The 14797-nt window shown below is 70.0% G+C and carries 12 protein-coding genes; 2 read left to right on the forward strand and 10 right to left on the reverse strand.

Going from position 1 to position 14797, the window contains the following annotated elements:
- Nucleotides 1-34: 34 nt before the first annotated feature.
- From F9C12_RS04690 to F9C12_RS04715, 6 genes are read right to left on the reverse strand one after another with little or no spacing between them, the layout of a single operon-like run.
- Nucleotides 35-1084, reverse strand: coding sequence for a zinc-dependent alcohol dehydrogenase family protein (locus F9C12_RS04690; protein WP_409464897.1), 1050 nt, complete (start codon nt 1082-1084; stop codon nt 35-37).
- A 16-nt stretch (nt 1085-1100) separates the two neighbouring features.
- Nucleotides 1101-2588 (reverse strand): sugar ABC transporter ATP-binding protein, encoded by a 1488-nt coding sequence (locus tag F9C12_RS04695; protein WP_409464898.1) that lies wholly within the window; start codon nt 2586-2588, stop codon nt 1101-1103.
- Entirely contained in the window at nt 2585-3643 is a 1059-nt protein-coding gene (locus tag F9C12_RS04700; protein ID WP_409464899.1) for a hypothetical protein, read from the reverse strand. Before F9C12_RS04700 ends, F9C12_RS04695 begins: the two co-directional genes overlap by 4 nt.
- Nucleotides 3640-5802: an ABC transporter permease gene (locus F9C12_RS04705; protein ID WP_409464900.1), complete on the reverse strand. Its 2163-nt coding sequence runs from the start codon at nt 5800-5802 to the stop codon at nt 3640-3642. The genes F9C12_RS04700 and F9C12_RS04705 overlap by 4 nt, the downstream gene beginning before the upstream one ends.
- Before the next feature lie 10 nt (nt 5803-5812).
- Nucleotides 5813-6889 carry a sugar ABC transporter substrate-binding protein gene (locus F9C12_RS04710; RefSeq protein WP_409464901.1) on the reverse strand — a complete coding sequence of 359 codons (1077 nt, stop codon included), beginning with the start codon at nt 6887-6889 and terminating at the stop codon, nt 5813-5815.
- Between the two features lie 36 nt (nt 6890-6925).
- A complete protein-coding gene (locus tag F9C12_RS04715) occupies nt 6926-7909 on the reverse strand; it encodes an ABC transporter permease (protein ID WP_409464902.1) in 984 nt (327 codons plus the stop codon).
- Nucleotides 7910-8109: 200 nt separating this feature from the next.
- On the opposite strand from F9C12_RS04715, the gene F9C12_RS04720 reads away from it, so the two are divergent.
- The gene (locus tag F9C12_RS04720; protein ID WP_409464903.1) at nt 8110-9180 is read left to right on the forward strand and encodes a LuxR C-terminal-related transcriptional regulator; all 1071 of its coding nucleotides are present in this window, start codon (nt 8110-8112) and stop codon (nt 9178-9180) included.
- 54 nt (nt 9181-9234) lie between these two features.
- Nucleotides 9235-9669, forward strand: coding sequence for a hypothetical protein (locus F9C12_RS04725; RefSeq protein WP_409464904.1), 435 nt, complete (start codon nt 9235-9237; stop codon nt 9667-9669).
- Between the two features lie 24 nt (nt 9670-9693).
- Here F9C12_RS04725 and F9C12_RS04730 read toward each other — a convergent pair whose 3' ends face one another.
- The 4 genes from F9C12_RS04730 to F9C12_RS04745 are packed head-to-tail and all read right to left on the reverse strand — an operon-like array spanning nt 9694 to nt 14796.
- Nucleotides 9694-10500 carry an SDR family NAD(P)-dependent oxidoreductase gene (locus F9C12_RS04730; protein ID WP_409464905.1) on the reverse strand — a complete coding sequence of 269 codons (807 nt, stop codon included), beginning with the start codon at nt 10498-10500 and terminating at the stop codon, nt 9694-9696.
- A complete protein-coding gene (locus tag F9C12_RS04735) occupies nt 10497-12104 on the reverse strand; it encodes a class I adenylate-forming enzyme family protein (RefSeq protein ID WP_409464906.1) in 1608 nt (535 codons plus the stop codon). Before F9C12_RS04735 ends, F9C12_RS04730 begins: the two co-directional genes overlap by 4 nt.
- Nucleotides 12101-12835, reverse strand: coding sequence for a hypothetical protein (locus F9C12_RS04740; protein WP_409464907.1), 735 nt, complete (start codon nt 12833-12835; stop codon nt 12101-12103). The genes F9C12_RS04735 and F9C12_RS04740 overlap by 4 nt, the downstream gene beginning before the upstream one ends.
- A complete protein-coding gene (locus tag F9C12_RS04745; RefSeq protein ID WP_409464908.1) occupies nt 12835-14796 on the reverse strand; it encodes a hydantoinase B/oxoprolinase family protein in 1962 nt (653 codons plus the stop codon). Before F9C12_RS04745 ends, F9C12_RS04740 begins: the two co-directional genes overlap by 1 nt.
- Between the last annotated feature and the right edge of the window lies 1 nt (nt 14797).

Consider the following 14797-nt stretch of genomic DNA (forward strand, 5'->3'; position numbering starts at 1 on the left):
GGGTCCGGAGGAACCCGTCGGCGCTTTCCCGGTTTCAGAACTCGATGACCGCCTTGCCGCCGGTCTGCTTGTCGAAGGCGGCATAAGCCTCGGCCGCGTCGTCCAGCCGCCAGCGATCGGTGAACACCCGGTCCGCCTCGACGCCGTGCCGGGCGATGAACCGGGCGCACTCCGCCTGGCCCGCCGGTGAGAACGTGTAGGAGCCGACCACCGTCAGCTGCTTGCGGATCAGATCCGGGCTGACCTCGAGCGTCACCGTCGACCCTTCGCCGACGAATGCCACCGCGCCCCACTTCGCCGCCGACTTCACCGCCGCGGCCCGTGCGGGCGGAGCACCGGAACAGTCGACCGCCTTCGTCACGCCCTTGCCTCCGGTCAGCTCCCGGATCGCTTCGACCGGGTCGGCCGCGGTGGAGTCGATCGCGTGCGCCGCACCGAACTCCTTCGCCCGCGCGACGCGTTCCGGCGCGATGTCCACCGCGACGACCTCCGCGCCCATCGCCGCGGCGAGCTGTACCGCGGCCTGACCGACCGGGCCTTGGCCGAACACCGCCAGCGTGTCGCGGGCATTCACCTCCAGCCGGGTCAGCGCGCCGTACGCGGTGCCGGTGCCGCACGAGATCGCGGCGCCGGCGGCGAAACTCAGCTCGTCCGGCAACGGGACGAGCGTCCGCGCGGGCACCTTCAGGTAGTCCGCGTGCCCGCCGTGCGCGGTCGCACCGTAAATCACGTTGTCGCGCTCGCACATCTGCGGCCAGCCCGTCCGGCACAGATCGCAGAACCCGCAGCCGTCGTAGTGGTGGACCATCATCCGGTCCCCCACCCGCACGGCGCGCGGGTCGACCGCAGGCCCGACCGCCGCGACGACGCCGCACGGCTCGTGCCCGCCGATGAACCCGGCGCCGTCGCCGGTCATCCCGAACGCCGCCAGCGCCTGACCGGCGGGGGCCCGGTAGAAGTGCAGGTCGCTGCCGCACATCCCGGAGGCTTTCATCTCCAGCACCACTTCGTCCGGGCCGGGTTCGGGATCGGCGAAGGTCTGGATCTGCAGGACCCGGTCGCCTTGGAAAATCGCTCCGCGCATGAGAATTCCGTCCTTGTCAGTGCACCGCGGCGAACATGAGGCTTTCCTCGTCGGCTTCCTCCGGGGAGAACTCCGCGGCGATGCTGCCCGCGCGCGCCACGAGCACGCGGTCGGACAGCGCCTGGATCTCCGGCAGGTACGAGGAGATGACCACGACCGCGACCCCGTCGTCGGCGAGCGCCCGGATCATCGCGTGGATTTCGGGGATCGTGCCGAGGTCCACGCCGCGGGTCGGCTCGTCGATGATCGCGACGAGCGGTTTCCGGGTGAGTCCCTTGGCCAGCACGATCTTCTGCTGGTTCCCGCCGCTCAGCTCCTCGACGGTCGCCTTCGTCGGCCGCAGCGTGCGGACGTGGAATTGTTCGACGAACCGTTTCGCGACCGATTTGCGCGCACCGGGCCGGAAGAGGAACGGCAACCGCCGCGCACCGCACAGGTGCCCGAGGTAGATGTTGTCGGCGATCGTGAGATGGCTGAAGAAGCCGGAGGCCTTCCGGTCCTCGGTGATGTACACGATCCCGGCTTTGCGCGCCTGCCGGGGCGTGCGGAATCGCACCGGCTCGCCGTTGAGCCGCACCCGCCCGCCACGAAGGCGGCGCCGTTTCAGGATCCCGCTGACGATCATCGCGGTCTCGCTGCGCCCCGCGCCGACCAGACCGTAGATGCCGACGATTTCCCCGGCGTAGGCGGAAAACGCCATGTTCCGCACGACCGGCAGCAGCGTCACGTCCTCGACCTGCAGCGTCGGCGTCGGCTCGGGTGCCCGGTTCGGCTCCACCCGCCCCATCTCGACCGTGCGGCCGACCATCATCTTCACCACGCGGTCGCGGCTGAACTCCGGCCTGTCCAGCGTCCCCTGGACGACGCCGTCGCGCAGCACCGTGATCCGGTCCGCCTGTTCGAACGCCTCGTCGAGCATGTGCGTGATGAAGATGACGCCGATCCCGCGCTTTTTAAGCTGTTGCATGGACAGGAACAGCTGAAGCCGCTCCTCCGGGGTCACCGACGACGTCGGCTCGTCCAGGATCACCAGCTTCGCGTTGCGGTGCACCGCACGGGCGATCTCCACCATCTGCTTCTGCCCGACGCCGAGCGCGCCGGCCGGGACGTCCGGCCGGATGTGGAAGTTGTGCGATTCCAGCAGCTCCCGCGCCGCCACGTTCAGGTGGCCGAGGTTGTTGAACACCTTCTCGTCGCCCATGAACAGGTTCTGCGCGACGGTCATCGACTCGACCAGCGAGCCCTCCTGGTAGACCATCGCCACGCCGGCCTCGACCGATTCGCGCGGCGTCGTGAACGCGCGCGGCGTCCCGTCTACCTCCAAGGTGCCCGAATCGTGCGCGACGGCCCCGGAGGCGATCTTGACCATGGTGGACTTGCCCGCGCCGTTCTCTCCGAGCAGGGCGTGGATTTCGCCTGGCCGCACGTCGAAGTCCACGCCGTCGAGCGCGTACGTCCCGCTGTAGCGCTTGCTGATGTTCGTCAGCCGCAACACCGTGTTCATGCGTCCTCCAGCCGCAGCAGGTTCCGGGCGCCGCGCGCGGCGGCGACTGGTTGTCCGTTGTGGACGGTCACGCCGGTGACCCCGTGCCGCGGGCTGTCGACCCGGGCATGCGCGCTTTCGGCCACGCGGCCGGTGGAGTCCATCCGGAACACCAGGCCGCACGACCGCGCCGGGGCCCAGCTCTTGACCACGCCGAGCACGCGCAACTGCCCCATTTGCATCGTGTCGGTGAACGGGTCGCCCGCGCGCAGCCGCGGCACGAACCATTCCTCCGGGCTGATCGTCTCCGTCATCTCGGCCAGCAGCGCGGGTTCGTCCAGCAGCAGTTCGGTGACCCGGTTGCGGACGTAAGGCGCGGCGAACCACCAGCCCTCCCCGGCGACGTGCACTCGCCCCGGGTAGACGGGAAGGTTCGCGCTCAGCACCCGGCCGCTCTTGCCCAGGGCAGACCGTGCTTCCACTCGGTGGTCCAAGCTCAGCGACAGCAGCACCTCGTCTCCGGCGACGCCGACGCCCGACGGCCACGCAAGGCGCTCCGCGACCACTTCCGCCCGCGCACCGTCGACTCGCACGAGCAACCCGGACCGGTCGCCGGTGACGAGCGCCCGGGGCCACTCCGCGACCTTCGTCGAACCGACAGTCGCCAGCAGCGCGGCCCCGTCCGTCGCGAGCGCCGTCACGCAGGTGGTGACCGGCGCGTCGGTGCACAAGTCCTCGGTCTCGCCGGATTGCGACACCGCGACCAGGCCACGCCCTTCGACTGCCGCGATGACCTGTTCGTCGCGCACGGTCAGCGCCGTTACCGGGCTGCCGAACGAAGCCAGCCGCGTCACCTCGTCCGCACGGACTGTGCAGACGTCGTTGCCGCTGCTGAACACCAGTCCCGCGGCGGTCACGACCACGTCGTCCGGCTCGTACTCGCCCGCGGGCAGCAGCTCCGCCGCGGCGTCCAGCCGGAGGTTCGGCCGCAGCCCGGTGTCCATCGGGGGCACGGTGCGGGCGCGGCCCCAGTTCGGGTTGATCCATTCCTTCACGGTGTCCAGTACCGGGCTCATCGCGCCGCCTCCGCCGCCTCGCGCACGGCGGTCCCGGGGACGGCGGCCGGGTCGATGTCGCCGATCTCGCTCGGGTCCAGTTCGAGCCTGCCGATCCGGTTGTTGCTGACGCCGCACAGGTACAGGCGCCCGTCGCGTTCCTTGACCGCGGTCACCATCGGGTAGTTCTCCATCGTCTCGTCCCACAGCACGGCGAGGATCTCGCCGCGGTCGCTGAACTTGATCGCGCAGGAGGTGTTGAGCTGCGGCACCACCCAGTTGTCGACCGCCGCCTCGCGGGTCATCCGCCGCCGCACCGCCGGGTAGCGGCCGAGCAGGTCGGACATCGGGGTCCGCATGGCGCACAACGGCATCCAGTAGTTGCCGTCGGAGGACCGGTTGATGTTGTCCGGATAGCCGGGCAGGTTTTCCAGCACCGGTTCCAGCTGTCCCTTCTTCCGCCCGGCGATCCAGAGCCGGTCGACGCGGCACAGCCCGGTGCTGGCGATCAGGATCGATTCGCCGTCGTGCGCGGTGCAGATGCCGTTCGGGAACACGTAGTTCGACACCACGACTTCGGTCTTTCCGTCGGGCGTCACCCGGATCACCCGGCCGTTCGGGCGGAATTCCACCAGCTCCAGCAGGAAGTCGGCGGTGTTCGTGCGGGTCGAGAAGTCCGAGGCGTAGATCGAGCCGTCCGGCGCGATGTCGAGGTCGTCGATCGCCCGCAGTCCCGAGTCGTCGATCAGCGACAGCGGGCTGCGCTTGACCTTGTTCGCGACCAGTTCGGGTTCGCCGTCGGCGCCGATCCGGTAGATGCCCATGCCGCCGACCGCGACCACCAGCCGTCCTTGCGCGTCCCACGCGTGGCCGCACGGGAATCCGCCGGTGCGCGAGAAGATCTCGCCCTCGGAGTCGTCCAGGCCGCGGAACCGCCACACCCAGCCGCGCTGGTCGCCGCAGTAGACGTTCCCCTCGGCGTCCACCGCGCAGTCCTCCGCGCCGCGGATCTTGCCGAGTCCGACCGGAGGCGCGCCGGTCAGCCGGCGGTTGAGCGACCAGACCGTGCCCGGCTTCGTGACGTCGATCAGCGGACCGAGCCGCAACCGCGCCGGGTCGATCTTCAGCTTCTCCACCGCGCGCTGCCGGTACTTGCCCCATTTGAGGTCCAGCACGGTGAACACGAGCAGCACCGCGGCGAGGATGACGGTGTAGTACGAGCCCTGCGCCCCGTCCGAAACGGTCGCCTGCTCGATGATCGTCACCACCGCGACGCCGACGGCCGCGCGGAGCACCGAACCGCGTCCGCCCTTGATGCTGACGCCGCCGAGCACCACCGCGGTCAGCGCGATGATCTCCCAGCTGTTGCCGACGTTCGGGTCGGTCCGGGCCAGCCGTGCCGACGTGAGGATCGCGGCGGTGCCGGCGAGCGCGCCGGACAGGACGTAGGTCCAGAACGTCACGGCGGTGACCGGGATGCCGTTGCGCCGCGCGGACCTCCGGTCCGAACCGGTCGCGGTGACCCACCAGCCCCACCGGGACCGGGTGAGCGCGAGGTGGACCACGAGCAGCACCACCGCGAAGAGGAACCACGCGGTCGGGATCCCGAGCACGCGGCCCTCGCTGAGGAAATCCCAGACGAGCGACGGTTTCGTCACGCCGATCTGCGTGCTGTTCGCGTTCTGCAGCACCGAAGCCGCGCCGCCGAAAGCGATCAGCGTGACCAGGGTGGTGATGAACGGGCGCATCCGCAGGATCGCGATGAGGAACCCGTTGATCGCCCCGAGCACCGCGCCGGCGGCGATCGCGGCCGGGACGACCAGGGCGGTCGGCCACAGCCACACCCGGTCGGCGACCATCGCGCCCAGCCCGCAGAACCCGACGACCGAGCCGACCGAGAGGTCGATGCCGCCGCCGACGAGCACGACGGTCAGGCCGATCGCGAGCAGGCCGTACTCGGACACCTCGTCCAGCACGAGCGGCGCGTTGGCCGCCCCGACGTTGGTCGTGGCGAGCACGTAAACGCACAGCGCGAGCGCCAGGACCAGCGGCACCGCGCCTTCCATCCACCGTTTCTCGAACAGCTCCGAGACGGTGCGGTAGCGGGCGATTCTTTCCGAGGGCCGGCCGCCGGTCATGCCGAACGCGTCCAGCCCGCGCCGCAGCGGAGACGTGATCATCGGTCCCCGCTCACTTGCTCTGGTAGCACGCGATGGTGGTCTGGTCGATGTTCGCCTTGTCGACCACCGTGCTCGACACGTATCCGACCGAATGCGCGGCGCCCGGCTTCGCCCCGTTGGTGAGCAGGTTCTGCACCGCCACCGCACCGGCGGCACCGATGCCCTGGACGTCATAGGCGGCCGAGGCGGTCACCGTGCCTTGCTTGAGGGCGTTGCACCAGTCCGCGTCCGCGTCGAGCGTGTAGACGCCGACCGAACCCGGGGCGACCTGGCCACGGCCTTCCGCCGCCTTGACGGTTTGCCCGACGGTGATCGAGTTCAGGTCGAAGGTGACCAGGAAGCCGCACACCTTGCCCTGTTGCTGCTGCAGCACCGATTCCGCGGCGGCCTGCGCCTGGGCGTTCTGGAACTGCGAGTGCGCGACAAGCGTCTGGTAGCCCTCCTTCTCCACGACGTCCTTGATGCCCTGGTCCCACAGGATCGAGGCCGGGTCGTTGCCGGGGCCGTCGATGACGGAGATGGTCTTGGGGGCGTTGCGGGAGTTGCAGTCCGAGACCGCGCGCTTGGCGATCGACTGCGCCGCACCGTAGACGTCGACGCCGACGAACGCGTCGCCGAGCCGGGTGGAGGGCATGTTGAGCACCACGGTGTAGATGCCCGCCTTCTGCGCCCGGTCGATCGCGTTGTCGAGCAGGCCGAGGTCCTGGTTCTGCAGCACGAGCACGTCGGCGGCCTTGCGCGCGATGAGGTCGTTGATCGTGCTGATCATCCGGTCGCTGCTGAAGTTCGAGTCGTAGACCTTGAACTCGGCCCCGAGGTTGCCGAACGTGCGCTGCATGGTGGTGCCCCAGTTCTCGGTGAGCTTGTAGCCCTTGTAGAGAATCGGGACGAAGGCGATCCGCTTGCCCTTCATCGCGTCGTGCGACTTCTGCCGCATCGGCATCAGCTGCTCGTTCGCGCCGAACACCGCGTTCGCCGCGGCGGCCGCCGAATCCGACGACCCGCCGCCGACCGAACAGGCGGACAGGCCCGCGGCGCCCAGCGCCGCCGACGCGGCGAGCACGAACAGCTTCCTGGTGGTCTTCATGTGCTTCCTACTTCCGTTCCCCGGCGTCGTCGCCGGTCACAGTTCGCCGGATTTCTCGGTTTCCTCGTTGCGCGGATGCAGCCACGCGTCGAACGCGATCGCGGCGGCCAGCACCGCGCCGCGGATCAGGTCCTGCACGGCCGTGCTCAGTCCGTGCAGCACCAGCAGGTTGTTGAGCACGCCCACGAACAGCGCCCCGGCGAGGACGCCCAGGATCGTGCCGCGCCCGCCGGACAGCGAGACGCCGCCGATCACCACCACGGTCAGCGCGGTGAACAGGATCGGGTCGAAGGACGTCACCGTCGTCTGCACGCTGCCCTGGATCGACACCGTCACGAAACCGGCCAGCGCGGCGAGCAGCGCGGACAGCACGTAGGTGAGGATCTGCAGCGGCCGCACCGGCGCGCCGGTCGACCGGGCGGTCTCGAAGTTGTCGCCCATCGCGCGGATCAGCCGGCCGGGCGAGGTGAAGGCGGCGAACAGCCAGGCGAGCAGGAACGCACCCGCCGCGATCAGCACCGGGCGCGGCACGCCGAGCACGGACCCGCCGCTGAGGTGCGACAGGAGCGACCCGGCCGGCACGCTGTAGACGTTCTGGCTGAGGAACAGGATGTCGATCCCGCCGATCGCCAGCATGCCGGTCGCCAGGGTCGTGAACAGGGCAGGCACCTCGAAGACGGCGACGAGGACGCCGTTGACGAGCCCGATCGCCAGCGCGAGCGCGGTCATCAGCGCGATCGCCTGCCATTCCGGCATGCCTTCGCCGAGGAACGCGAGCGTCGCCTGCGCGCAGCCGAGCCCGATCCCCGCCACCGAAAGGTCCAGCCCCTTGCCGAGGATGACGATCGCCTCGCCGATCGCGAGGATGCCGAACGCGGCGGACAGGTTCAGGATGCTGCCGAAATTGCCTGCGGTGAGGAAATTCGTCGTCGTGGCGCCTGCGGCGAGAGCGAGCAGCACGGTGATGACGAGGACCAGGTAGGTCTGGTCGAAGCCGCCGAGGCGTGCCCGGAGCGGCACGCGTGGCTTCGTTGCCACTGATGCGGTAGTCATGGGATTCCCGGTTCGATGGGTGGGACAGCGCGGCCAGTGTGTCGGCCGTCACCCCGGCTCCGCATCTGTCGCCGGTCGTATTCCGCTACCCCGTTCGGCCGATCGCCCGGCTGGCCCCGGTGCCGGTGCGGATATATAATGTGCGAAATGTCGGCAAGGGAGCTGCCATGAACGCGACGGGCTTTCCGCGGCTCGACAGCGTCCGCCTCGGCGCCGAACTCGCCGAAGAGGTCCGCGAACTGGGGCTGGACGCGTGCGCTCTCCTCGACCGCGCGCTGCCGGTCGGCCGCTGCGCCGAGGTGCTGCCCGCGAAACGGCTGCTCGGCCAGGTCTGGGACGCCGCCATGGCCGAGCTGGGCACGGCTCCGGCGCCAGACCGGCTGCCGGGGCTGACCGCCCTGTTGAGCCGGGTCCGGGAGCTGGAGTCCCGGGTGGACGATGCCAAGGTCGCCGACGGGGTAGCGACGATGCGCCGCGTCCGCCGGGCGCTGACCCGCCTGCACACCTCGTCGACCGCCGACGAAGTGCTCTCGCGCGCCGCCGAAGAGGCCTGCACGATCGGGTTCGACCGGGTCTTGGTTTCCACAGTGGACGACGCGACCTGGGTACTGCGGAAAATGGTGATCGAACAGGACCCCCGGCTGGCCGCGGAAATGCTCGCCGCCGGCCGCGAAGCCCCGCCACGGCTGGACGGCTCACTGGTCGAATCCGATGTCGTGCGGCAGGCCCGTGCCGGTCTCGTCTACGACGTGCAGGAGAACCCGCGCGTGAACCGGCAGCTGGTTTCGATGTCCGGCTGCACCTCGTACGCCATCGCGCCGTTGCGGGCCTACGGAAAGGTCGTCGGGCTACTGCACGCGGACAGCTATTACTCGCCCCGCCGGGAAGTCGACGCCACCGACCGCGCAGTGCTGAACCTTTACGCGGAAGGCGTGAGCGAGACGCTGGCCCGGGTGTCCGTCCTCGAAGGACTGGCCTCGCTGCGGGAGGGAATGACCCGGCTGGCCGCCGACGTGCGCATCGCTCCCCCGCCGGAGCCGGGCCCGCCGCGCCATCCGCTGCTGTCCGCCCGCGAAGCGGAGGTGATCGACCTGATGGCGCGCGGCGACGCGAACCGGGCGATCGCGCGGAAACTCTCGATCTCCGAGGGGACCGTGAAGACGCACATCACGCACATCCTGCGCAAGCTCGGCGCGGCGAACCGGGCGGAGGCGGTGGCGTACTGGCTGCGGAACTGAGCCGCCAACCTGCTCGCCGCGCGGTGGAGCTGCCGCGCCTGCCAGGATCGGCAGGTGCCGGAACCGGTCGTCGAGCGGCTGCTGACGCTCTCCCAGCGAACGGCGTCGTGGTGCACCACGCCGCCCTGGCAAGTCATCGTCCCCAGCGGCGCGGCCACCGAACGCTTCCGTTCCACGATGACCGAGTGGGCGCACGACCACCCGGCGAAGTTCGACTTCGCCCCGCCCGCCGAATATCGCGGCGGGTACCGGGACCGCCGGCTGGCAGCTGTACCAGGCGGTCGGCGTCGAACGAGGAGGCCGGGAAGCGTCCGCGCGGCAGGCGTTCGAGAACTTCCGCTTCTTCGCCGCCCCGCACGTCACGATCCCCGGCGACCGGAAGATCCTGCTCGGCATCTCGTTCGGCACCCCGACGAGAACCATCCGGCGAACAGCCACCGCACCGCCCGGGCCGGTCTCGACGAGGCGGTGACCTGCGTCGATCAGTGATCCGGTTCAGCCCGCCGGCACCGCTCACGGCGCGTCGAACTCCAAAGTGGACGAATCCACCGCCGCGCCGCCGCCGTCCGCGACCAGGACGTGGCCGGTCACCATCGAGGCGTCGCCCGACGCGAGAAACGCGCACACCGACGCGATTTCTTCCGGCTCCGCGGCCCGGCGCAGCGGCACGTGCTTCGTCGTCAGCGCATACGCCTCGTCGAGCGTGATTCCTTCGCGTTTCGCCAGGTAGGCCATCGCGCCCTCGCCGAGCGGGGTCCGGATCCAGCCCGGGCACACCGCGTTGACCCGGACCCCTTTCGGGCCGTAGTCCCGGGCGAGCCACCGGGTGATGCCGATGATCCCCGCCTTCGCGGCGGTGTAGCCGACCGTCCCGGGCGGGCCGGCGATCAGCCCGGCGGTCGACGCGAACAGCACCAGCGAGCCCTGCCGCTCCACCAGGTGCGGCAGCACCTCCCCGGCCAGGTAGTACGACCCGTGCAGGTTCACGTCCAGCGCCCGCTGGTAGGCCTCCGCGTGCTCGGGCCGCGCGGTTCCCGACACCGCCGCGCCCTGAGCCGCGATCACCGTGTCGAGCCCGCCCAGCCGGGCCGCGGCCTGCTCGACCACCTCGCGGATCGCCGCGCGATCGGTGCCGTCGGCGGGCAACGCGACCGCGCCGAGTTCGTCCGCCAGCTCCTCGAGCCGTGCGGCGTTCAGGTCGGTGAGCGCGACCTTCGCGCCGTCCTCGACGAGCCGCCGCGCGGTGGCCGAGCCGACCCCGCCGGCCGCGCCCGTCACCAGCGCCAGTTCGGGCTTGCGGCGCCGGACCAGGTTGTTCATCGTGTGCCTTCCTCTCCCGGCCGCGTTCCCGCGAGCGTGCCGGAATCCTTGGGAGCAGCGAGCTTTTCGTACTTCTCGCGCAACTTGAACTTGAGAATTTTCCCGGACGCGTTGCGCGGCAACTCCGGTTGCGCGACGAAGTGCCGGGGCACCTTGTAAGCCGCCAGGTGCGCACGGCAATACGCGCGCAGTTCGGCCTCGTCGAGCGTCCGGCCTTCGGCGAGGACCAGGACCGCGCAGCCGGCTTCGAGGTACTTCGGGTCCGGCACCGCGACGACGGCCGCGTCGAGCACCGCCGGATGCCGGGTGAGGACTCGCTCGATCTCGGCCGGGTACACGTTCTCCCCGCCGCTGCGGATCATGTCCTTCGCCCGGCCCGCGAGGACCAGGAAGCCGTCCGCGTTGACGTACCCCAGATCGCCGGTACGGCACCAGCCGTCCACGAAGGTGTCCCGGTTCGCTTCGGGGCGCTGCCAGTACCCGGCGCACACCGCGGGACCACGGACGAGGATCTCGCCTGCTTCGCCGCGCGCGGCCGGCGCGAGCCCGTCGCCCGCGACCCGCACCTCGGTCAACGGCAGCGGCCTGCCGACGCTCTTCGGCTGGGCGTCGAAATCCTCGTCGTCCAGCGACGTCGCGATCGCGCCGCCCTCGGTCAAGCCGTAGACCTGCGTCAGCCGGACCCAGGGCAGCTTCGCGCGCATCCGCTCGACGACCCACGGCATCATCGTGTCGCCGCCGATGACGAAATGCGTGACGGACTTCGGCAGCCGGTCCTCGATCCCGTCCACGCGCAGCAGGTCGTGCAGCATGAAGGAGAACAGCAGGCAGTCAGTCACCTGCTCGGTTTCGAGCACTTCGAGCAGCCGGTCGACGGTGAAATTGCCCGACCGGAGGCACACCACGGTGCCGTGCATCAGGAATGCCGGCGCGCTCATCGCCTCGAACGCACCCGCGTGGTAGAGCGGGCCCGGCACCAGCGCGACTGTCCCCGGCGAGAACCCCCAGCGCAGCGCCTGCGCGGTCGCCGCCGCGACCGTATTGGCATGGGTCCACACGGCGCCCTTGGGCAGCCCGGTCGTGCCTGAGGTGTACAGCAGCGACATCGGGTCCGCGTCCGTTACCTCCGGCGCGTCGGCCAGCGGCTCGCCGCCGAGCAACACCTCGAAGGGAAGCGCCCATTCCGGCACCGGATCAGCCGAATCCTGCCGGACCACGAACGTCTCGACCCCGGTCTCCGCGCGCACCGGCTCGACCCGGTCGAGCAGGCTGCGGTGCGCGATCACCGCCTTGCAGCCCGAGTCGGCGAGAATGAACTTCAGCTCGGCGGACGCGAGCCGGAAGTTGAGCCGCACCGCGACCACCCCGAGGCGCATCGCCGCGAAGCACAGCGGCAGGTACTCCGGGTCGTTGCACAGCAACAGTCCCAGCCGGTCGCCCTTGCTCAGGCCGAGTTCCCGCAACGCCGCCGCGTACCGCAGCGATTTGTCCCGCAGCTCCGCGTAGGTGAGCCGTTCGCGGCCCTCGTAGCTGACCGCGATCCCGTCGCCGCCCGGCGGCGGGAGCTGGTCGGCCGCCGCGTCGAGAATCCGGGTGAACGTCATGACGTGCGGCTCGAGCGGAAGAACGGGCTGACCGGCTTGAGGAACATCGTCGCGAACGGCGGGATCACGAAGTCCGGCAACACCATCTCGCCGGACATCAGCTGCCGTTTGACCTCCGCCCGGAACCCTTCGAGGCCGCCGGCGGTCTCGTAGATCGCCAGATGCCCCTCGTCGACCGGCTTGACGCCGGGCAGCGGCTTCACGTCGGACACCTCGAACCGTTGCGCGCGAAGCATTCCCGGCGCCGACATGATCTGCGGAATGTGCTCCTCGTCGTACCACTTCGAGAACGTCGCGTCGTCGCCCGTGTGCCGGCTCCACGCGAAGAACAAATGCCGGTCGTCCAGGTTCTCCGCCGCCGCGAACTGTTCGGTGTGGAACGGTTCGCTCACCGGCTTCGCGAAGAGCGCCTGGAACGGCTGCACCAGGTAATCGGGCAGCACCATTTCCCCGGAGATCAGCTTTCGCTTGACCTCGTCCCGGAATCCCTGGGCGCTGCCGTCCATTTCGTACAGCGCGAGGTGCCCGAAGTCGAGCGAGCGCACGCCCGGCAACGGCTTCGTGTCGGCGATGACGAACCGCTGCGCGCCTGCCATGCCGGGTGCGTCCATCACCTGCGGGATGTGCTCCTCGTCGTACCACTTCGCGTACGTCGGGTAGTCCGTGGTGTAGGTGCTCCACGCGAAGAACAGGTTCCGATCCCCGAAAACCGGGACCGCGGCGGAAACCATCAGCTCACTCCTTGTTCGTTCGACCGGCCGGAACGCAGCCGGGCAGTTGCTTCCTCGTCGACGCGCAGCCCCTCGGGGTCGTAGTGCGGGTCGCCGACGACGACCACGCCGTAGTCCCGCGCCGCGCCTTCGACGCTCACGTATTCGTCGCGCACATCGGCGAGCACCTTCTCCGGCGCGCGGTCGAACGGCGACCCCCATCCGCCGCCGCCGTTCGTCAGGCACCGCAGGACCGAACCCGCCTCGGTCAACCACGCCTTGCGGCTCGCGAAGTAGTGGTAAACCCCGCCGTCCGGGTCCAGCGCCTTGGTTTCCGGGTCGAGCACCCCGGCGACGGGCGTGCTCCCGGCGTAGACGTCGGGGGCGACCCCCAGCAGCCCGTCCGGCCCGGAGCTCCCTTCCCGCGGCGGGAAGATCCACATGGCGCCGGTCGGCCCCGGCTTCCCGCCGTCCGCGCCGACGCCGCTGGGCTCCTTGGTCCGGAACGGAGACAGGTGCTGCGCGGCCGCGGTCAGCCAGAGCGTGTCCTTCAGGTTCGCCGCGCCGCCGCGGTGCTTGCCCGGTCCGCCGGTGTCGATGGCGTGCTCCTTGCGCAGGAGGACGACTGGCGAATCGTGCTCGATCGTCTCCGTGGCCGGATCCAGATTGTTGAGGTTGTACAGCACGGTGTAACTGTCGCCGTCGCCCTCTTTCGTGGCGCCCCACGGACCGTGCTCGCCGCCGCACTGCGTCGCGCTCGTCCACGGGGTGCCGTCTGCCCGCACGCCGCTCGCGTTGTGCGTGTTGGTGGAACCGTAGTCCCCGCCGATCGCGCGTTCGCCCAGCACCGGGTTCAGCGCGTCGAAAATCGCGGAGATCAGCGCCCCGGACGGCTCCCAGAACATCATCGGCGCGCCCTCCGGCGGCAATGCGCTCAGCAGCGTCCCCGGCGGCGCGACCAGGTCGACGTTCCGCCAGGTGCCCGAGGTGAACGGGATCGCCGGGTCGAGCAGCATCGTCAGCGCCACGCCCAGCGCGGTTTTCGCGTCGAGAACACCGCAGTTGACGCAGGTGCGGGCTTGCGCTGAGGTGCCGGAAAGGTCGGCCTCGATGTCGTGCCCGCGTTTGCGCAGCGTCACGTGCACCTGGTAATCGACGGTGTCGTCGAGCCCGTCCGCGTCGATCAGCGCGCGGCCGGTGTAATCGCCGTCCGGAATGCTCGCGATCGCTTCGCGCATCTGCTCGGCGGACGTGTCGCACGAGTACTCGAGCGCGCCGAGAAACGCGTCGAGGCCGTAGCGCTCGATGTTCTCCCGCACCAGCCGCTCGCCCAGCTGCAGCTGCTGGTGCATGCTGTGGAAGTCCGGCAGCAGCAGGCCGCCCCAGCGGGTGTTGTCGAAGATCAGGCTGAACGTCGACCGCACCGGCTGGTCCTTCGCCCACAGCAGCATCGGCGGCAGGACGAGGCCGTTCTCGTAGACGGTGGTCTTGGTCGCGGAGAAGCCGCCGGGAACCGTGCCGCCCATGTCCAGCTGGTGGGCGCACATCGTCACGAACGCGACGATCTGGCCGTCGGCGAACACCGGCCGGGTGAACAGCACGTCGTTGACGTGCCGTCCGCCGCGGTAGGGGTCATTGCAGATCAGCACGTCGCCCGGGGACAGGTTCTCCGGGCCGAATTCCTCGACCGCGTTGCGGGTGGCGTCGGGCATCGTGCCGAGGAACGGCGTCAGACTGTTGCTGACGACCGCCATCCGGTAGTCCTGGGACGGCGGGCCGCTGATGGTGCACGCGAAGTCGTACCAGTCGCGGATGATCGGCGAGAACGCCTCCCGCAGGAAGGCGGTGCTCATGTGCCCCACGGCGTATTTCAACCGGTTCACGATCACCGACGCGGTGAAGCGGTCGGTGCGGTAGGCGCCGGCGAACTCGTCGTCGGCGAGATCGCGGATGCGGACCGGCGGAGTGTCCAAAGTGGTCATG

This window comes from Amycolatopsis sp. GA6-003 (assembly GCF_046267895.1).
Lineage (GTDB): Bacteria > Actinomycetota > Actinomycetes > Mycobacteriales > Pseudonocardiaceae > Amycolatopsis.